This is a genomic window from Cohnella soli (genome assembly GCF_042655525.1).
GTDB lineage: Bacteria > Bacillota > Bacilli > Paenibacillales > Paenibacillaceae > Cohnella > Cohnella soli.
On record NZ_JBHSMI010000008.1, the window covers coordinates 157,778 to 177,664 of the forward strand.

17 protein-coding genes are annotated in these 19,887 nt (G+C 54.9%); all 17 read left to right on the forward strand.

From position 1 onward, the window contains the following. Nucleotides 1–150 precede the first annotated feature (150 nt). The 17 genes from ACFPOF_RS04470 to sleB all read left to right on the forward strand — a co-directional run bounded on the left by ACFPOF_RS04470 (nt 151) and on the right by sleB (nt 19,793). The gene (locus ACFPOF_RS04470) at nt 151–1,137 is read left to right on the forward strand and encodes a DHH family phosphoesterase (protein WP_378129988.1); all 987 of its coding nucleotides are present in this window, start codon (nt 151–153) and stop codon (nt 1,135–1,137) included. Next, entirely contained in the window at nt 1,134–2,108 is a 975-nt protein-coding gene (truB, locus tag ACFPOF_RS04475; RefSeq protein ID WP_378129990.1) for a tRNA pseudouridine(55) synthase TruB, read from the forward strand. Before ACFPOF_RS04470 ends, truB begins: the two co-directional genes overlap by 4 nt. An 18-nt stretch (nt 2,109–2,126) precedes the next feature. After that, nucleotides 2,127–3,110 (forward strand): bifunctional riboflavin kinase/FAD synthetase, encoded by a 984-nt coding sequence (locus ACFPOF_RS04480; RefSeq protein ID WP_378129992.1) that lies wholly within the window; start codon nt 2,127–2,129, stop codon nt 3,108–3,110. Between the two features lie 379 nt (nt 3,111–3,489). Next, nucleotides 3,490–3,759: a 30S ribosomal protein S15 gene (gene rpsO / locus ACFPOF_RS04485; protein ID WP_378129994.1), complete on the forward strand. Its 270-nt coding sequence runs from the start codon at nt 3,490–3,492 to the stop codon at nt 3,757–3,759. 177 nt (nt 3,760–3,936) lie between these two features. Then, nucleotides 3,937–6,045, forward strand: coding sequence for a polyribonucleotide nucleotidyltransferase (pnp, locus tag ACFPOF_RS04490; RefSeq protein ID WP_378129996.1), 2,109 nt, complete (start codon nt 3,937–3,939; stop codon nt 6,043–6,045). A 140-nt stretch (nt 6,046–6,185) separates the two neighbouring features. Continuing rightward, nucleotides 6,186–7,190: a polysaccharide deacetylase family protein gene (locus ACFPOF_RS04495; RefSeq protein ID WP_378129998.1), complete on the forward strand. Its 1,005-nt coding sequence runs from the start codon at nt 6,186–6,188 to the stop codon at nt 7,188–7,190. A gap of 65 nt (nt 7,191–7,255) precedes the next feature. Beyond that, on the forward strand, nt 7,256–8,536 hold the full coding sequence (locus tag ACFPOF_RS04500; RefSeq protein WP_378130000.1) for a M16 family metallopeptidase: 1,281 nt from the start codon (nt 7,256–7,258) through the stop codon (nt 8,534–8,536). Next, nucleotides 8,499–8,942 (forward strand): dUTP diphosphatase, encoded by a 444-nt coding sequence (gene dut, locus ACFPOF_RS04505; RefSeq protein WP_378130002.1) that lies wholly within the window; start codon nt 8,499–8,501, stop codon nt 8,940–8,942. Before ACFPOF_RS04500 ends, dut begins: the two co-directional genes overlap by 38 nt. Before the next feature lie 118 nt (nt 8,943–9,060). Beyond that, on the forward strand, nt 9,061–9,960 hold the full coding sequence (dpsA, locus tag ACFPOF_RS04510; protein WP_378130088.1) for a dipicolinate synthase subunit DpsA: 900 nt from the start codon (nt 9,061–9,063) through the stop codon (nt 9,958–9,960). Next, nucleotides 9,957–10,553, forward strand: coding sequence for a dipicolinate synthase subunit B (locus ACFPOF_RS04515; protein ID WP_378130004.1), 597 nt, complete (start codon nt 9,957–9,959; stop codon nt 10,551–10,553). The genes dpsA and ACFPOF_RS04515 overlap by 4 nt, the downstream gene beginning before the upstream one ends. A gap of 72 nt (nt 10,554–10,625) precedes the next feature. Beyond that, complete coding sequence (gene dapG / locus ACFPOF_RS04520) at nt 10,626–11,858, forward strand: aspartate kinase (protein WP_378130006.1); 1,233 nt, start codon at nt 10,626–10,628, stop codon at nt 11,856–11,858. A 14-nt stretch (nt 11,859–11,872) separates the two neighbouring features. Beyond that, entirely contained in the window at nt 11,873–12,748 is an 876-nt protein-coding gene (gene dapA, locus ACFPOF_RS04525; protein ID WP_378130008.1) for a 4-hydroxy-tetrahydrodipicolinate synthase, read from the forward strand. A 271-nt stretch (nt 12,749–13,019) separates the two neighbouring features. Then, complete coding sequence (locus ACFPOF_RS04530) at nt 13,020–14,699, forward strand: ribonuclease J (RefSeq protein WP_378130010.1); 1,680 nt, start codon at nt 13,020–13,022, stop codon at nt 14,697–14,699. Nucleotides 14,700–14,979: 280 nt separating this feature from the next. After that, the gene (locus tag ACFPOF_RS04535; protein ID WP_378130012.1) at nt 14,980–15,759 is read left to right on the forward strand and encodes a ClpP family protease; all 780 of its coding nucleotides are present in this window, start codon (nt 14,980–14,982) and stop codon (nt 15,757–15,759) included. Beyond that, nucleotides 15,756–15,989: a YlzJ-like family protein gene (locus ACFPOF_RS04540; protein WP_378130014.1), complete on the forward strand. Its 234-nt coding sequence runs from the start codon at nt 15,756–15,758 to the stop codon at nt 15,987–15,989. The genes ACFPOF_RS04535 and ACFPOF_RS04540 overlap by 4 nt, the downstream gene beginning before the upstream one ends. A 101-nt stretch (nt 15,990–16,090) precedes the next feature. After that, nucleotides 16,091–18,844: a DNA translocase FtsK gene (locus ACFPOF_RS04545; RefSeq protein WP_378130016.1), complete on the forward strand. Its 2,754-nt coding sequence runs from the start codon at nt 16,091–16,093 to the stop codon at nt 18,842–18,844. Between the two features lie 157 nt (nt 18,845–19,001). Beyond that, on the forward strand, nt 19,002–19,793 hold the full coding sequence (gene sleB / locus ACFPOF_RS04550; protein ID WP_378130018.1) for a spore cortex-lytic enzyme: 792 nt from the start codon (nt 19,002–19,004) through the stop codon (nt 19,791–19,793). The last annotated feature ends 94 nt before the right edge of the window (nt 19,794–19,887 follow it).

Consider the following 19,887-nt stretch of genomic DNA (forward strand, 5'->3'; position numbering starts at 1 on the left):
TCGGGCAACCGCGTTCGGATCTGGTTATGAGCAAAGGATAAGCTAACGCTTATCTTTTGCTGTATAACCGCGGCCAAATCGACTGCAGTTTCATTAACGTTATAGGCGTTTAAAGCCGTGGTATGGACACAAAGGCTAGGGGGAAACAGCATGTGGGTCAACGCTCTGCGGGAAGCGGCGGACTTCATTCGCGAGAGAGACGATTTTCTGATCGTTTCTCACGTGCAGCCAGACGGCGACGCGATTAGTTCCACCGTGGCAACGGGGTGGCTGCTCGATAAGCTGGGCAAGCGGTATACGATGCTTAACGAAGGCCCCGTACCTTCGAAGCTGCGTTATTTATGGAATAGCAGCACGATCGAAACACCGGGAGAAAACGGCGAGAAGTCGGTCAAGACGTATCGCAACGTCATTTGCGTCGATTGCGCCGATTACGCGCGGGTCGGGCGGTCGGTGTCGTGGATCGCTCCGGACGCGGTTATTTTAAATATCGACCACCATCCGACGAACGACGGCTTCGGCGCTGCGAATCTGATGAAGTTCGACGCTGCGGCGACGGCGGAGATTTTAATCGAATTGATCGACGAATTCGGGATCGCTCTCGACAACGACGTTGCGACGGCGATTTATACCGGCTTAATGACGGATACGGGAGGTTTCCGGTATTCGAACACGAGTCCGGCCGTCATGGCGATGGCGTCAAGACTGCTCAAAGAGGGCGTCAACGGACCGGAGCTGGCCGAGCATCTGCTTGAACGAATGACGCCGGGGCAGCTGTCAATGATCCGTCGGGGGTTAAACCGTCTTGAGTTCAGCCAAGACCAGCGTATCGCATGGCTTTGGGTCACTTCCGAGGACTTGGAAGAGACGGGAGCGACGAACGAGGACTTGGAAGGGCTCGTGAATTATCCTCGCAATGTTGATGGCATAGAAGTCGGTATTTTGTTCAAGGAAAACGGAAGTACGTCTGTAAAGGCGAGTTTGCGCTCCGCGGGCAAAGTTAACGTCGCTGCCGTCGCGCAGACGTTCGGCGGAGGCGGACACGTCCGCGCGGCAGGGTTGCGATTAACCGTGCCGCTGCAGGAAGCGATCGAACAAGTCGTCGCCGAAGTCCAGAAAGCGTTGGATGAATCATGAGCGACAACAAGATTCCGTTATGGGAAGGCGTACTTGCCGTATGGAAGCCGGCCGGATGGACATCGCATGACGTCGTTGCGAAGACGCGCGGCATGCTGAAGGAGCGTCGGATCGGCCATACGGGCACGCTAGATCCCGCCGTTACAGGCGTACTCCCGCTTTGTATCGGGCGATCTACCCGCTTCGTCGAATATTTGCAAGAGCTGCCCAAGACCTATCGGGCGACACTCCGTTTCGGTCTTTCGACGGATACGGAAGATTTGACGGGTAACGTCTTGGAAGAAAGCGATGCTTCCTTTCTGACGGAAGAGACGATCATTGAAGCGGCCAAGTCGTTCGTCGGTGAAATCGATCAGGTGCCTCCGATGGTGTCAGCGGTCAAAATCGGAGGCAAGCGGCTTTATGAGCTGGCAAGAGAGGGCGTCACAATCGAACGCCCGGCAAGAAGAGTAACGATTTATTCCCTCGACGTCGAGAGCGTTGACTGTGGCGTCGCCCGTCCCGAGCTGACGTTCTCGGTCACTTGTTCCAAAGGCACATATATTCGCACGTTATGCGTCGATATCGGGCGCAAGCTTGGCGTACCCGCAACGATGGCCGAGCTTGTCCGAACCGAAAGTGCAGGCATTCGCCAGCTGCAATGCGTAACGCTGGAGCAAATTCCCGAGCTAGTCGCAAACGGCGAGTTGCGGGAAAAACTGCTGGCCCCGGACGGCTTGCTGACGAATGTTCCCTCTGCGGAAGCATCCTATCCGGAGTCGTTGCACGTGTTACAAGGAAAGGGTGTATCAGCGGTGAAGCTGCAGCCGCGCCCTTCCCATCCAGGACTATTGAAGCTATATCGTTCGGACGGCGCTTTTCTCGGCTTGTATGAGCTGGATGAGAGGAAAGTTCGAGTCAGTCCGGTGAAAGTGTTCCATCCTTCGGAACCTGAACCGGAACGGGAATCGGTCGGCGAACCGTCCGATTGAGCAGGAGGTCGGCATCAAGTGGAACGGTATGAATTATCGGCAGTCCATGTAGCGGAAGGGCTGCCTGTAGAAGCAATGAAGCCGCAAGGCGTATCGCTGGCAATCGGTTTCTTCGATGGTATGCATCTTGGCCATCGGGAAGTCGTCCGCCAGGCGGTAGACGCCGCTCGCCGTCGAGGACTTGTTCCAGCGGTGATGACGTTCAGCCAACATCCGCGTGTCGTGCTCGGGCAAGGCTCGCAGTACGAGACTGTACTGACGCCGCTTGAAGACAAGCTTGAGCTACTAGCCGAGCTTGGCGTGGAAGCGACTTATGTTATCCGGTTCGACAAGGCGTTCTCCGAAGTAACAGCAGAACAGTTCGTCCGGTCGATCCTCGTCCCGCTTGGGGCGAAGTCGACGACAGTCGGTTTCGATTTCGCTTTCGGCCACCGTGGAGCGGGCAACGCGGAAGCTATTCGGAATTACGGCGAGGGGTCGATCGACGTCGAAGTTGTATCGCCGGTATTTTTGAATAGCGACAAAGTAAGCAGCACGCGCATCCGGGAAAAGTTGCAAGCAGGCGATTGTCTGGAGGCTTCTCGGCTGCTAGGGCGGAACTACGCGATTTCGGGAACGGTCGTAAACGGCGATGCCCGCGGTCGGCAGCTCGGCTTTCCGACAGCAAACGTGAACCCGGAGCAACCATATGTCATTCCGCGTTTCGGCGTATATGCCATATGGATCGACGTGCACGGTGAAACCGGCACTCGGGAAAGCCGTTACGAAGGCGTACTGAACGTCGGATTCCGTCCTACATTTGTCGCACCGGGCGGCGCGTTGAAGTTGGAAGCGCACTTGTTCGACTTTGACGGGGACTTGTATGGGCGCACGCTCACGCTCTCTTTCCATTCATTCCTCCGAGAAGAAAAGAAGTTTGAATCTATCGGTCAACTCATCGAGCAAATCACGAGCGATGCTGCCGCAGCGAGACGGCTGTTCGAGTTAGGATCGCGGCTGTAACGACGACGATAGAGCATCGCTTGAGCAAACAAGAGTCGCCGCGGTGCGTCGTAGTTGCGTTTAGTCGAACTAAATGCCTGCACGGAGTCACCGTGGCGCGTCGTAGTTGCGTTTAATCGAACAAAATGCTGCGGTTGTACGAGGCTCTTGGCGGTTCTTGCAAATCGCGTGCGTCCAGTAGGCGATTACCATGAGGTGTATTTTCGCAACTGTGTTTTCTTAACTGTTGAATGTTCGCCTCTCATTATGCTATACTATACAACGTTGCCGCAGACGGGCTAGCCCCTTGCAAGAGCGACGATGAACCTTGGCTTGGCGACGCGACTTCACCAACGCCCGCTTGGCTAATGGCGATTATAAGATTAGGAGGTGACCAAGGATGGCATTGACACAAGAACGCAAACAAGAGTTGATTAACGAGCATAAGACACACGCTTCGGACACGGGATCCCCGGAGGTCCAAATCGCTATCCTTACGCAGAACATCAACAATCTGACGCAACACTTCAGGGAGCACAAGAAAGACCACCACTCCCGTCGCGGTTTGCTCAAGATGGTTGGCCAACGCCGTAAGTTGCTCGCATACTTGAAAAACAAAGACGTTAGCCGTTACAGCGCCCTGATTGCGAAATTGGGACTGCGCCGTTAATTCGGTTACGTTACCGACGAAAGCAACCTGGACGCGCCGATATGGGGCTCTACGCCCCGTATCGGCATCAGGTTGCTTTTTCCGTTATTCGCCGGGGAACTGCCTAAGAAACTTCTGGCAGGAAATAATAGAAAATGTGTCGAAGTACATAAGGATAATCATAAGGAGGGAATCAGTTTGGAACAACGCGTGGAAATGCTGCTCGGCGGCCGCCCGTTCGCTTTGGAGACGGGACGTTTGGCCAAGCAGGCGAACGGCGCCATCGTCGTACGTTACGGAGAAACGGTCGTACTGTCTACAGTTACGGCTTCGAACGAACCTAAAGATCTTGACTTCTTCCCGTTGACGGTCAACTACGAAGAACGGTTGTACGCAGTCGGCAAAATTCCGGGGGGCTTCATTAAGCGTGAAGGACGTCCGAGTGAGAAAGCGATTTTGGCGAGCCGTCTAACGGACCGTCCGATTCGCCCTCTGTTCGCTGAAGGATTCCGCAACGATGTACAAATCGTTAATCTCGTCATGAGCGTCGACCAAGACTGTTCTCCGGAAATTGCGGCGATGATCGGCACGTCCGCGGCGCTGGCGATTTCCAACGTACCGTTTAACGGGCCGGTTGGAGGCGTCATTGTCGGTCGCGTGGACGGACAATTCATTGTGAATCCGACGCAGGCGCAAGAAGAAGTTTCCGATTTGTATGTCGTTGTATCGGGAACGCGCGATGCCATCATGATGGTTGAAGCGGAAGCGAACGAAGTGTCCGAGGAAGTCATGCTCGAGGCGATTATGTTCGGTCACGACGAGATCAAGAAAATCGTCGACAAAATCGACGAACTCGTCGCTGTCGCCGGCAATGCGAAGATGGACGTGAAGCTTCACGCCGTTGACGCGGAAGTCGAAGCCGAAGTGCAAGCGTTCGCGAAGGCTCGGTTGGTACAAGCCGTCAGCATCGCCGAGAAGCACGCCCGCCAAGAGGCGATCGATGCGATCAACGCCGAGACGGTCGAACACTTCGCCGTTCAGTACGCGGAGACGCCGGCTAAGATTAAGGATGTCAAAGAAGCACTGTACGATATCGTCAAAAACGAAGTTCGCCGCTTGATCACGCATGACAAAGTCCGTCCGGACGGACGTGCGCTGAACGAAATTCGTCCGATTTCAAGCGATGTGTCTCTTTTGCCTCGTACGCACGGCTCCGGCCTGTTTACGCGCGGACAGACGCAAGCGCTTAGCATCTGTACGCTCGGACCGCTCGGAGAAGTGCAAATTCTCGACGGGATCAGCCCGCAAGAATCGAAGCGTTTTATGCACCACTACAACTTCCCGCCATTCTCCGTCGGCGAAGCCCGTCCGCTCCGTCCGCCTGGGCGCCGCGAGATCGGTCATGGCGCACTTGGCGAACGCGCGTTGCTTAAGGTGCTCCCGTCCGAAGCGGAATTCCCGTATACGATTCGTCTCGTCTCCGAGGTTCTCGAATCGAACGGTTCCACTTCCCAGGCTAGCATCTGCGCGAGCACGCTCGCGATGATGGACGCTGGCGTGCCGATTAAAGCGCCGGTTGCAGGCGTGGCGATGGGACTGATCAAGGATGGCGAACATACGTCGATTCTGACGGATATTCAAGGCATGGAAGACCATCTTGGCGATATGGACTTCAAAGTCGCGGGTACGGCGGAAGGCATTACGGCTATCCAGATGGATATCAAGATCGACGGCATTGACCGGGCGATTCTGACCGAGGCGCTCGAGCAAGCGAGACAGGGACGTCTGTTCATTCTCGGCAAAATGCTCGAAACGCTCCAACAACCGCGCAAAGAACTGAGCAAATACGCGCCGAAGATCATTTCCTTGAAGATCAACCCGGACAAAATCCGCGACGTCATCGGCTCGGGCGGGAAGATCATCAATAAAATCATCGAAGATACCGGCGTCAAGATCGATATCGAGCAAGACGGCACCGTATACATCGCATCGGCTGACGAAGCGGCGAACCAACGCGCCCGCTCGATTATCGAAGGCATCGTCAAAGAAGTCGCGGTTGGCGAGATTTATACCGGTACCGTCAAGCGGATCGAGAAATTCGGCTGCTTCGTCGAAATTTTGCCGAACAAAGACGGGCTTATCCATATTAGCCAAGTTGCGAACGAGCGGGTGGCGAAAGTGGAAGACGTCCTGAACATTGGCGATACGGTAACGGTCAAAGTCACCGAGATCGACAACATGGGACGGATTAATTTGTCCCGCAAAGCATTGCTAAGCAATCCGGAGCAAGCTCAGCCGTCGGTATAATTTTCCGGCTGACCGATTTGCCGTGATTCGCCCCAACTGCATAGATCCACACAATAGAGACTCTTCATCGGGAGGTCTCTTTTTGTGTTTCCGGGCATAGTATGAAGGCAGGGATTGCTGGACAAGACGGGGTGAATGAGATGAAAAAGAATATGTCGGCTACTTTTATCGCCGTTCTTGCATTGGCCGGCTGCGCGGTGTGGTTTGCGGGGTCGTACGGAACGATGGGCGAATACGTTCATGCTGTCAAACATGCCGAAGGCGCGGGGGCGGAAGCTGTCGTCCCGGCAGCGACCGGCGAACCGGAATCGCAATTGCTTGAGTATATTCAAAGCGAAGCGGACAAGCGGAAGCGGCAACCGGTCGATGCGGTTATTGACCGTGTATGGAAGGCAATTCCCGGGTACGACGGACGGACGGTTGATGTGCAATTGACGTACGCCAAGGCGAAGTCGGTTGGCGCGTCGCCAGGCGACAAAACCTTTCCGTGGGTATATAAGGCGATTAAACCCAAAGTGTCGTTAAATGACTTGCCTTTGCAACCGATCTACAGAGGGAACGAAGGCAAACCGTCAGTCGCGCTCATGATCAATGTCGCATGGGGAGACGAATTTTTGGCGCCGATGCTCGCAACATTAAAAGAGTCGGGTGTGAAGGCGACGTTTTTTTTCGATGGAACCTGGCTCTCGAAACATATGGATACGGCGAAGGAAATTATCGCACAGGGCCACGAGGTATCCAACCACGCATACACCCATCCGGACATGAGCAAGCTTGGCGCTGCTCGCCAACGCGAGGAAATAGGCAAGACGGAAGAATTGCTGAAGCAGTTAGGCGTTCACAATGTGTGGTTCGCGCCTCCGTCCGGAGACTTTAACGCCAATACGGTAAAGGTCGCTTCCGAGTTCGGACTGAGAACCGTGCTCTGGACGCTCGATACGATCGACTGGATGAAACCTGATCCGTCCTCCGTCATCGAGAAAGTGTCTCGCAAAGTCGGTCCGGGCAGCCTTATTCTGATGCACCCGACATCAACGTCAAAGGGCGCGCTGGCCGGAATGATCAAAGTGATACGGGCAAAAGGGTTAGTTCCCGGGACGGTGGCACAGACGCTGTCATCGGAGCGGATCGACATTCGGTTGTGACGGTTGTCGGAATTTGATATATTGGTACTACTGCCTGACGCAGAAGAGGCAAAGGGGGAAATCGGATGAACAAATACGTACTCAAAAACGGATTGCGCGTCATGATCGAATCCATACCGACGAGCCGGTCGGTATCGTTCGGCATTTGGGTCAAAACCGGTTCCCGTTATGAGGATGAGACCAATAACGGCATTTCCCACTTTATCGAACACATGTTGTTCAAAGGGACGAAACGCCATTCCGCGAAGGATATTGCCGATCGATTCGATGGCATTGGAGGTAACGTAAACGCCTTCACCGCCAAGGAGTACACGTGTTATTATGCGAAAGTACTCGACCAGCATTTACCGATTGCCGTAGATATTTTGTCGGATATGTTTTTCGAATCGCAAATGTCGGACGTTGAGCTCGCAAAAGAAAAAAACGTCATTCTCGAAGAAATTTCGATGTACGAAGATACGCCGGACGATACGGTGCACGATTTGTCGACGAAAGCGGCCTACGATGGCCATCCGCTCGCCTACTCGATTCTCGGCACGGCCGAACGGCTGAATGCGATGAGCTCCGCTGATTTGCGCAATTACATGAATCGGCGTTACAGGATCGATAATACGGTCGTCAGCCTTGCAGGCAACGTTGGAGAAGAAGTGCTTGAATTGCTCGAGAAGCATTTTGGTTCTTTTGACGTGAAAGGGGCCGATTCACAGCTCGAAGTGCCGAAGTTTCATTCCCGCGCGTTGTTCCACAAGAAAAAGACGGAACAGAATCATCTGTGCCTGACGTTCCCGGGTTATTCGATCCAGGAGAAAAACTTGTATGCCATGATCTTGCTAAACAATGCGATTGGCGGAGGCATGAGCTCGCATCTGTTCCAGGAAATCCGGGAGAAGCGCGGACTTGCTTATTCCGTCTATTCGTATCATACGTCGTATGCGGACAGCGGTCTTTTTACCGTGTATGCGGGAACGGCGCCGAAGCAGACGCGCGAAGTGTACGATATAACGATGGAATTGCTGAACGAGATCGCAGCCAAAGGGTTAACGGAAGCGGAGCTCACGCGCGGCAAAGAGCAACTGAAGGGCAATCTCATTCTTAGCTTGGAGAGCACGAGCAGTCGGATGAACCGAATCGGCAAAAACGAGCTGATGCTCGGTCGACACTATACGCTGGACGAAATGCTCGAACGTATCGATCAAGTAGAGATGTCGCATTTGAACGATATTATGCAAGAAATAATGGCGCAGCCGTGCTCGGTTGCGCTCGTCGGATCGAGCGAGAAACCGCTCGCCGGAATCGGGAGGGAATTCATTGTATCCAGTGCAATTGAGAAGACTACCGGGGAATGAAGACGTTGCGCTGCCGCGCCGAATGTCGGATATGGCCGCGGGTTTCGATCTGCACGCTGCCGTCGCGGAGCCGCTTGTGCTAGCCCCCGGCGAGAGGGCGCTTGTGCCGACGGGTTTCGCGATGGCGATGCCGGTTGAGCTCGAAGCGCAAATTCGACCGCGGAGCGGGCTTGCCTATAAACACGGCATTACGTGTCTGAACACCCCGGGAACGATCGACGCTGATTACCGGGGCGAAGTGAAAGTGTTGCTTGTGAATCTCGGTCAGCAGCCGTTTACGATTGAAAGAGGAGAGCGGATCGCACAGATGGTGTTCCAGCGCGTGCCGCAAGTATCGATCGAAGAAGTGGATGAACTGTCTGATACCGTTCGCGGAGAAGGCGGCTTCGGACATACGGGTAAGTAATACATAACGCAACCGATCGGCCTTGTGCCGGAACGGTTGCGTTTTTTCGTTTCCGCACCCTGGACTGGGCTCATGCATACGATGATCTATGCAACAATGCCGAGGGGAGGGAACGAAGATCCTTACGGGACATCATATCGTTCTCGCTGGAGGAGACGCCAGGCAACTTGAAGTCATCCGGCGATTGACGGAGCTGGACGCGACGGTGACGATGGTCGGCTTCGACCGGCTGGACACTCCGTTCAGCGGGGCGGTCAAAGCAGAATGGGCGCCCGAACTTCTCAGTCAGGCGACGGCGCTCGTGCTGCCGGCGGTAGGGACGGACGACGAAGGGATGATATCAGCTCTATTTTCAGATGAGGAGCTGAAGCTGACGGACGCCTACCTCGCCGCCATGCCCAGAACGGGCAAGGTAATTACGGGGATGGCGAAGCCATTCCTGCGAAAGCTGTGCGAGAATCATCGCATCGAACTAGTAGAGCTGTTCGAAAGAGACGACGTGGCCATCTATAACTCCATTCCGACAGCGGAAGGCGCGGTTATGATGGCGATTCAGAACACCGACATTACGATTCATGGGTCGAATTGCATCGTTCTCGGGTTAGGGAGAACGGGGTTCACGATGGCACGGACGCTCCAGGCGCTCGGCGCCAAAGTGAAGGTTGGAGTTCGCCGCGACGAGTCGTTCGCAAGAGCTTACGAGATGGGTTTCGAGCCGTTCTATATGCCTGATTTGGCGCGTCTCGCGGGGAATATCGACTTGATTTTTAATACAATTCCGACTATGATAGTCACAGCACAAGTGATCGCACAACTTCCCCTGCGCGCATGTATTATCGACCTTGCCTCTAAGCCCGGCGGCACCGATTTCCGCTTCGCAGAGAAGCGCGGAATTAAGGCGTTGCTCGCCCCCGGATTACCCGGAATCGTGGCGCCCAAGACGGCAGGTCGCATCATCGCGAACAGTCTCACCCAGATCATTCTGGAAGACGACCGATTACGGGGGAATCAGCCATGAACTGGACAGGATTAACGGTGGGCTATGCGTTATCCGGTTCGCATTGCACGCTTGAGGAAGTTATGCCCCAAATTCAGCGGTTCGTCGATGCGGGGGCGAACGTCGTGCCGATTGTTTCGCAATCGATTATGACGACGGACACCCGCTTCGGCTCTTCGAATCATTGGCAACAAAGTTTGCGTCAAATTACGGGCAACGAAATCATATCTTCTATTGTAGAAGCCGAACCGCTAGGCCCGACCAAGAAGTTCGACGTTATGGCGATCGCACCTTGCACGGGCAATACGACGAGCAAACTGGCCAATGCGTTGACGGACGGACCGGTTCTGATGGCTGCCAAGGCGCAAATGCGCAACCAACGCCCGCTCGTGCTCGCGATATCGACGAACGATGGGTTGGGGCTGAATGCGGCGAACATCGCCAAGCTGTTGATTATGAAAAACGTTTATTTCGTGCCGTTCGGGCAGGACAATCCGACAGCCAAGCCGAACTCGCTAGTTGCGAGAATGGATTTGGTTATGGAAACTTGCGAAGCGGCACTTGAGAACAAACAATTGCAACCGATGCTCATCGAACGTTTCTTGTACGCGTAAGCTTATTCGCGGCAGTCATTCGTTCTCGTTCCCCTCGTTGATCAGTTCATCGCAGGAGCGGAGGAAGAGCAAATGGATCTGATCGTGCAGAAGTTCGGCGGGACGTCGCTGACCGACGACAGCAGTCGGCGGCACGTCCTCCGTCATATTACACGAGAATACGAGGCTGGCAGCCGACTTGTCGTCGTCGTATCGGCAATGGGCAGGAGCGGCGATCCTTACGCAACGGATTCGCTGCTCGAGCTCGTTCGCGCCAACGGCGATCATCTGCCTCCGCGAGAGAAGGACTTGCTGCTGTCTTGCGGCGAATTGATCTCCGCCGCTGTGTTGTGCAGTCTGCTTTGCAGCGAAGGCATTCCATCGGTGGCGCTTGCCGGCGGCCAAGCCGGCATTGTCACCGACGGCCGTTACGGTTCGGCGCGTATCGTCGAAATTCGGACGGAACGGCTGCTCAAGCATCTCTCAGACAAGCAGGTCGTTATCGTCGCAGGTTTCCAGGGCGCAACTGCCGACGGGGAGACCACGACGCTAGGGCGCGGAGGCAGCGATACATCTGCCACCGCGCTCGGCGCCGCGCTCGGCGCCGATATCGTGGACATCTACACGGACGTCGACGGAATATTGACGGCAGATCCGCGTTGGGTGAGCGATGCCAGGCCGCTATCGTCGGTCAGTTACGAGGAAATCTGCAATATGGCGCAGAATGGCGCCAAAGTGATTCATCCAAGAGCGGTCGAGATCGCGATGAAAGCCGGCATTCCGGTTCGTGTTCGATCGACGTTCTCGGACGGCGTCGGCACGCTCGTCACGAACGCACAATCGCTGAGAAGCCAAGGGATCTGGTACGACAGAACGGTGACGGGGCTCGCGCATGTCAGAGGCGTTACCCAACTCGCGGTCGCGAGCGGCGACGGCCCGTCGGACTTGCAATTGCAGATTTTCCGCGCGATGGCTAAACATGGCATCAGCGTCGACTTCATTAACGTCATGCCTACGGGCGTGCATTATACAGTATCAGAAGCCGATACGGAAACGGCGGTTGGCTTGCTTGAACAATCAGGCTTTGCGCCGGTTATCAGACGCGGGTGCGCCAAGGTATCCGTCATCGGCGGAGGCATGAACGGTGAACCGGGCGTTATGGCTATTATCGTGGAAGCGTTGACGAATGCCGGCATTCCGATTTTCCAATCGGCGGATTCGAACGCTACGATCTGGGTGCTCATTGCCGAACGCAACTTGGCTGAGGCGCTTCAAGCGCTGCATGCCGCTTTCGGTCTGCATCTGACGCCAGCGCACGGAAATTAGAGGAGGATATCGCAATGGATTTCGGTCGATTAATTACAGCAATGGTCACGCCTTTCGACGAGAATTTGAATATCGATTGGGAAACGACAGGCAAACTGATCGATTATTTGATCGATGAGCAGAAAACGGATAGTATTGTCGTCTCCGGAACGACCGGCGAATCGCCGACGCTTACAGACGAGGAGAAAGTCGAGCTGTTCCGCTTCGCGGTTCGGCACGCAGCCGGACGATGTAAAATTATCGCAGGTACCGGAAGCAACGAGACGGCCCACTCCGTGAAATTGACAAAAAAAGCGGAAGAAGTCGGCGTCGACGGCGCTCTGCTTGTTGCTCCTTATTATAATAAGCCGAGCCAGGAAGGCATCTATCAGCATTTCCGTGCGATCGCCGAAGCGACTTCGCTCCCGATTGTCCTCTATAATGTACCGTCTCGCACGGTCGTTAGCATGACAACGGCGACTACGCTTCGCTTGGCGCAAATTCCGAATATCGTTGCGACGAAGGAATGCGCTTCGCTAGGGCAGATGACGGAAATCGTCAGCGCCGCTCCGGAAGGCTTCGTATTGTACACCGGTGATGACGGCGTAACGCTTCCGGCGCTGTCCGTAGGCGCTTACGGCATCGTCAGCGTCGCCAGTCATATCGTCGGTGCTCAGATGAAAGACTTGGTAGCGGCGTATCTCGAAGGACGCGTTCAGGACGCGCGTTCGCTGAACGCGGAATTATACCCGGTATTCGACGGATTGTTTAATTGCCCGAATCCCGTGCCGAATCCGGTCGCGGTCAAATATGCGCTCGGTCTTCGCGGTTTACCGGTCGGCGGCGTTCGCCTGCCGCTTGTGGGCGCCACGGAAGCGGAGGAGCAGTTCCTTCGCGATCTGCTCGGCTAATCCATCCAGGACAATGTTCGGTCGCTCCGTCGCCCAGTCGCCGCGTGAAGGGAACCGACGTCCTCCGGACGCCGGTTTTCGTTATTTTCGGGTCTTGGAATCTCCTCGGCCGGGAAGGGTAGGCTAATTGGGAGGAAGGCGTTTTCGCTTGTTTTTCCTGAATTGCTTCATGTATAATGATTGAGAGTGATTGGGTGCGGCTAGTAAATAATAGCAAATTGAAAATTTCATATCGATCGGGTGCGTCGAATGGATCTAGGAGGTTCTAGCATTGTCAAAGAAAAACAACCAAGATAAATTGCTCATCTTCGCGCTAGGCGGAGTTGGGGAAATTGGGAAAAACATGTATTGCATCCAGTATGCCAACGACATCGTCGTCGTTGATGCTGGACTGAAATTCCCGGAAGAGGAAATGCTCGGCATCGACGTCGTCATTCCGGATATCGCTTACTTACTCGAGAACCGCGATAAAGTGAAAGCGATTTTGTTAACGCACGGACACGAGGATCACATCGGCGGTTTGCCTTACGTGCTTAAGCAATTAAACATACCGATCTACGGCACGAAGCTTACGCTCGGTCTTGTCGAGAACAAGCTGAAAGAGGCTGGTTTACTCGGCGATACGAAACGCCATTTGATCAACGAAGACTCGGAATTGACGTTTGGTACGATAAAAGCAAGCTTTTTCCGGACGAACCATAGTATCCCGGATTCCGTCGGCGTATGCTTGGAGACGCCGGAGGGCAACGTCGTTCATACGGGCGATTTCAAATTCGATCATACTCCGGTGAACGACCAGTTCGCCGATCTGCAGCGGATGGCGGAAATCGGCAGCCGGGGCGTTCTCGCCTTGCTGTCCGATAGCACAAACGCCGAACGCGCCGGATATACGCCTTCCGAGAGCAACATCGGCAAGGAATTCGAATCGCTGTTCCGTTCCGCTAAGCAGCGGGTCGTCGTTGCAACGTTCGCTTCGAACGTACATCGTGTGCAGCAAGTCATTAACGCGGCGGCGGAAACACGCCGCAAGATGACCGTCGTCGGACGGAGCATGGTTAACGTCGTCAGCATTGCTTCCGAGCTCGGCTATTTGAACATTCCTGAGGGTATGCTCATCGAGCCGGAGGAAGTGAACAAACTTCCTGCCGACCGCGTCGTCATTCTGTCGACCGGTAGCCAGGGAGAACCGATGTCAGCCCTTACGCGGATGGCGCGCTCCACGCATCGCAAAGTCGACATATTGCCTGGAGACACCGTCATCATCGCAGCGACGCCGATTCCGGGCAATGAGCGTTATGTCGGTCGCACGGTAGACGAGCTTATGCGCCTTGGCGCACACGTTATTTACGGACCTGGCTCGATCTCTGGCGTTCACGTCTCGGGTCATGGCAGCCAAGAAGAGTTGAAGCTGATGCTGAATCTGATGCGGCCGGAATATTTTATTCCGATCCATGGAGAGTACCGTATGCTTCGTCATCACGGCTTGCTCGGCGAATCCGTCGGCATTCCGAAGGAAAACATTTTCCTCATCGATATCGGCGATACGGTTGAAATTCAGAACGGCGCTGCCCGTAAAGCGGGTAAAATTCCTTCGGGTAACGTTCTGATCGATGGACTCGGCGTCGGCGACGTGGGCAACATCGTTTTGCGCGATCGGAAGCTGTTGTCGCAGGACGGCATTCTCGTCGTTGTCGTGACGCTCAGCAAACAAGACGGCACGATTTTGTCCGGTCCGGACATCATCTCTCGTGGGTTCGTATACGTACGCGAATCCGAAGGATTACTGGAAGAAGCGAATCGCATCGTGACTAGCACGTTGCATAAGCTGATGAGCGACAATGTCAATGAGTGGGCATCGCTGAAAACAAACGTTAAGGACGCGCTTGGCCGATTCCTATACGAGCAAACAAGAAGAAGACCGATGATCTTGCCGATCATCATGGAAGTGTAGCGCCATCCCTCACACCACACTCATAACGAACCGTTTTCCACCGCTTAGGCGTCGGAAGACGGTTTTTTATTTGGTTCCCCGTCCATACTAGGGCAAGTCAGACAGATTAGTGATTGGTGCGAAATAATGTGAAGGATATCCCGTAGGTTTTTGTCGGAGTACAAGGAAGCGAAACCTCCGCGTAGCAGAGCTACACAAGGTAGAAGCTGAGGCAGTAATCCGACAAAAGACAAGGGATAGACGAACGGTTTTCGTAACAGTCACTTAGGAGGACATCATCATGAGTGCAACGTTTACGCAAGACGGATCGGAACAGCCGCCCCAGCAGCCGCAGACGGCACCTCCACCAGGTCAAGATGAGGGACGTAAACCGGCATCTACGACGGAGGCCATCGTTCAGCTTGGTCAAACTTCCGTTCCATCCGGGGAAAGCAACATTTTCTGCTTGACGATTATCGGCCAGATCGAAGGACATTTATTGCTCCCTCCGCAGAACAAGACGACCAAATACGAGCATGTCATTCCGCAACTAGTCGCAGCCGAGCAAAATCCAAAAATCGAAGGGTTGCTTATTGTTTTGAACACGGTCGGCGGGGATGTAGAGGCAGGTCTTGCGATTGCGGAAATGATCAGTTCGATGACCAAGCCGACAGTGACGCTTGTGCTCGGCGGCGGCCATTCGATCGGTGTTCCGATTGCGGTGTCCGCGGAACATTCTCTTATTGCCGAGACGGCGACGATGACCATTCACCCGATCCGGATGAACGGGCTTGTCATTGGCGTACCACAGACGTTCGATTATTTAGAGAAAATGCAGGAGAGGGTGACCCGATTCGTCATCAACCACTCCGGCATTACGGAAGGGTTGTTTAAGCAGCTTATGTTTAAGACGGGCGAACTGACGAGGGATATCGGCACGACGGTCATCGGCAGCGATGCGGTGAAGCACGGCCTTATTGATGCGGTAGGAGGGCTCGGTGACGCGCTAAAAGTACTGAATCGGAAAATCGGCGAGCGCAAAGCCGCGAGTTCCGGCGAAGGAGGAGGTACGTCGATATGACTTTGCATACAACGATGCCGCTAGAGCTCGTGTTGGATGGCGTGTGGAATGACCCGCCGGCAACAGTCGAAGCGACGATCGGAGGCGTAACGATGCAATTGCAGCCGATTGGTCCGGGCATCGGCACGATCGTTCGATTAATCGATGCACCGCTCGACTGTTATTTGCGCTCGGAGTTCGCTCCTGGGCGGACAATAGGCTATGTGCCAGGTGGAACAGGAACGCCTTAGACGAGGCGATCATGGGTCTGGCCGACTATGTCCGATAGGACGGGACGAACTGCCAACCTCTCTGCGACTGTGTTATAATATAAAGTCGGGAGGTGGCAATTTTGGCCAAAAGGAAAAAGAAGCGGGCTTCGTTCGCTTCGAGCTTGAAATACGAAGTATACGGCATTGTGTTAATTACGATATCGGTCATCGCCATCTCCGGTGAAGCGGCAGTCGGCCGCTCGATGTCCAAGCTATTCGGGTTTCTGCTGGGCAAACATTATTATTTGTTAGCGCTTGCCGGCATCTGGGTCGGTTTACATGTCATGATCAAAAGAAGCTGGCCACGCGGCTGGACGTCACGACGGTCGGGTTTTGTGCTTATCTGTCTTGTCGCAACGCTGTGGAGCGCGATGGCCGCTATCGACAACAGTCTCGGGCAGCTCGGCGCCGTGACCCCGTCGACAATCGTATCTCAGACGATGTCTCAGTTAAAGGAAATGTTATGGCAAGCGCCGGCCGAAGGAAATGTGAAAATGTTCGCGGTCGACGTCGGCGGGGGCATTGTCGGCGCATTGCAATATTCCGTGTTGTACTGGTTATTCGGGTACTACGGGGCGAAGTTCGTGTTGATCGTTGAAATTGCGATTGCGTTCATGCTTGTCACGAACCGCTCCTACGTCGAGATCGGCAAGTCGATTCGCCTTGTGCTAAAGAGAATGATGCCGGTACTGGCTTCGCGCTTCTCGTCGGGGCGCAGGTTACAATCCGTTCGTGCGATTCCCGTGCAATCGCCATCGGGTGGGCGGTCCGGTCGCGGAGCGGCGGCGCCGCAGCCTCAGGTACATACGGTTCCGGACGATGATGGGTTGGACGAGCCATCGCATATTCCCGGGCCGAGACGGACGCCGCTATTTTTCCAACTGTTTCACGGGCAGCCCGAGAGAGAGACGAGTGCTCCGTCGGAAGAAAACTGGGATGACGAAGAACCGGTGTCTTATGCGAATAGACAGCCTTCGGCACCAGGGTCTCCAACGGCAAACATCCGGATGAGAGACGAACCCCTTCGCACAGCGACTACGTCAGGGCAAGCCGGGCATCCGCCGGCGGATACGGTACCGTCGTTAAACGATAACGATTATGAAGACGCTACTCCGGTATCTTCTGAAAACGAGCGCCACGAACCAAGATTCACCGATTTTACGGTCGGCGCATATCCCAATTGGGATGACGAGGAGGAGGAGGGCGGACCGGTCGAACAGCAGACGCTGCCGCTCGATATGCCGGGATCGGACTTGTCCGAAGAAAATGAGCTAATCGACAACGATGAGGGAATGGCAAATGCTTCTGAAGGTGGTGCTCCTGTGGGGGCAACGCAATCAGAAGGCATCGTCGGCGATTCTGCGCTTGCTTCTACCGAACCGTCCAAACCTAAGAAAATCAAAAAGCCGTACAAGCTCCCCGGTCCAAGCTTGCTCGACAAGCCGCCGGGCGGGAACAAAGCCGGTAATACATCGGATTATATGAACACGGCACGCAAACTGGAAGCGACGTTGGAAAGCTTCGGCGTTCGGGCGAAAGTGCTCGATGTCGCGCGAGGCCCGGCAGTTACACGTTACGAGCTTCAGCCGGACGTCGGCGTCAAAGTCAGTCGCATCGTCAGCTTGACTGACGATATCGCTCTTGCGCTCGCGGCGAAAGATATACGAATGGAAGCGCCGATTCCAGGCAAGTCCGCAATCGGCATTGAAGTGCCGAACAATGAAGTCAGCGTTGTTACGTTGCGCGAGGTGTTGGAGACGCAACCGTTTCAGGAGTCGAACGCCAAGCTGACGATCGCCTTCGGGCGGGACATCTCCGGGCAACCGATCGTCGGTAACTTGGCGAGAATGCCCCACTTGCTTGTCGCCGGTGCGACGGGTTCCGGCAAGTCGGTGTGCATTAACGGCATCATTACGAGTTTGCTGTACAAGGCGAAACCGGACGAAGTGAAGTTTCTGATGATCGACCCGAAAATGGTCGAACTGAACGTATATAACGGCATTCCGCATTTGCTCGCGCCGGTCGTTACAGACCCGCGACGCGCGTCGCTTGCGCTGAAGAAAATTGTTGTCGAGATGGAGAAGCGTTACGAGAAGTTTTCCAAATCGGGGACGCGCAATATTGAGGGTTACAACGCGCTGATGTTGAGCGGGAATAATCCGGACGCCGTTCTGCCGTATATTGTCGTCATTGTCGACGAACTTGCCGATCTGATGATGGTAGCGGCGGGTGATGTCGAGGACGCGATCTGCCGTCTAGCGCAGATGGCGCGCGCATCGGGCATCCACTTGATTATCGCTACTCAGCGCCCTTCGGTAGACGTCATTACCGGCGTTATCAAAGCGAACATTCCGAGTCGGATCGCGTTCGGGGTAAGCTCGCAAGTGGACTCGCGCACGATCTTGGACATGGTCGGTGCAGAAAAGCTGCTCGGAAGAGGCGATATGCTGTTCTTGCCGATGGGTGCGTCGAAACCGATTCGCGTTCAAGGCGCGTTCCTGTCGGACGGAGAAGTCGAAGCGGTCGTCAATTACTGCCGGACGCAGGCGGAGGCGGAATACAACGAAGAGCTTGTGCCGGAAATCGACGATTCTGCGGAAGCGGCGGCGGACGAAGTGTTGGACGAGCTATTCGACCAAGCGGTGCAAATCGTACTTGAAGCGAAGCAGGCGTCCGTGTCGCTGTTACAGCGTCGTATGCGTGTTGGCTACACGCGCGCGGCTCGGTTGATTGATTCGATGGAAGCGAAAGGTGTCGTCGGGCCTTACGAGGGCAGCAAACCTCGCGAGGTGCTTCTGACACTCGAACAATACGCGCAGCGCGCGTCTTCATAGTCTTTCCCTCGCGTTGTGCTGCAAGCCCGCTGTCCGATTTCGGACGCGGGCTTTTTCGCGTTTTGCCGATGGTGCCAAAATGGGTATAAGAGCCTGCCAGCTATCTCATACTAATCGACGACAACACCAACATGGATCAGGAAAGGCGTGACCAGACGTGAGTTATCGTCTCGTAATATTAACTGTATGCGTCGTATTCGGCTTGCTTGGGCTGTACACGCTCCAACATTCGCATCAAAGCCGTGAAACGTTCAGCAGTGCGACGCTGAAGGTCGGCGCATCGGGCAAAGACATTTACGAGTTGCAAGGCAGGCTGAAGGCGCTCGGTTATTTTAACGGCAAAGTAGACGGAGAGTTCGGCGCGGCGACGAAAAATGCGGTGACATGGTTCCAGTGGAAATTCGGCATGAAGTCGGACGGCGTCGTCGGCCCGCAAACGAAGCTGAAGCTGTGGCAGGCGACGAAAGATTGGAAGCCGACTGCGGAGGACTTACCGCAAACTGGCGCGGGAGCGGCTGCGGGCGGGGGCGCTTCGTCCGGCGGCGCTTCGTCCGGCGGCGAAAGCAAGCTTCCAGCGTCCAATAGCCTCGGCCTCACCGATAAGGATTTGAAGCTGATGGCGAACGCCGTTTACGGCGAGTCCCGCGGTGAACCGTATGAGGGCCAAGTCGCTGTCGCTGCCGTCATTCTGAATCGAGTGAAGTCGGCAGAGTTTCCGAATACGGCAACGGGCGTGATTTTCCAGCCGGGCGCTTTTACGGCGGTCGCGGACGGCCAAATATGGCTAACGCCGAACGAAAGCGCGATGAAGGCGGTCAAGGATGCGGTCAGCGGCTGGGATCCGAGCGACGGTTGCCTGTATTATTTTAATCCGGAGACAGCTACTTCGAAATGGATCTGGAGCCGACCGCAATACAAGACGATCGGCAAACATATTTTCTGCAGATAAGTCGGGAAAAACGTACGCCGGGCGCAAGAGCTGCGTCCGGCTTGTTGCGTTCGCAGCGGAACTGGACGCAAGCTTTCCATTATTTGCTTCCCGC

Coding starts and splice junctions, on each gene's coding strand:
- ACFPOF_RS04470 (WP_378129988.1), top strand. CDS start 151: ATGTGGGTCAACGCTCTGCGGGAAGCGGCGGACTTCATTCGCGAGAGA.
- truB (WP_378129990.1), top strand. CDS start 1,134: ATGAGCGACAACAAGATTCCGTTATGGGAAGGCGTACTTGCCGTATGG.
- rpsO (WP_378129994.1), top strand. CDS start 3,490: ATGGCATTGACACAAGAACGCAAACAAGAGTTGATTAACGAGCATAAG.
- ACFPOF_RS04495 (WP_378129998.1), top strand. CDS start 6,186: ATGAAAAAGAATATGTCGGCTACTTTTATCGCCGTTCTTGCATTGGCC.
- ACFPOF_RS04500 (WP_378130000.1), top strand. CDS start 7,256: ATGAACAAATACGTACTCAAAAACGGATTGCGCGTCATGATCGAATCC.
- ACFPOF_RS04515 (WP_378130004.1), top strand. CDS start 9,957: ATGAACTGGACAGGATTAACGGTGGGCTATGCGTTATCCGGTTCGCAT.
- dapG (WP_378130006.1), top strand. CDS start 10,626: ATGGATCTGATCGTGCAGAAGTTCGGCGGGACGTCGCTGACCGACGAC.
- dapA (WP_378130008.1), top strand. CDS start 11,873: ATGGATTTCGGTCGATTAATTACAGCAATGGTCACGCCTTTCGACGAG.
- ACFPOF_RS04535 (WP_378130012.1), top strand. CDS start 14,980: ATGAGTGCAACGTTTACGCAAGACGGATCGGAACAGCCGCCCCAGCAG.
- ACFPOF_RS04540 (WP_378130014.1), top strand. CDS start 15,756: ATGACTTTGCATACAACGATGCCGCTAGAGCTCGTGTTGGATGGCGTG.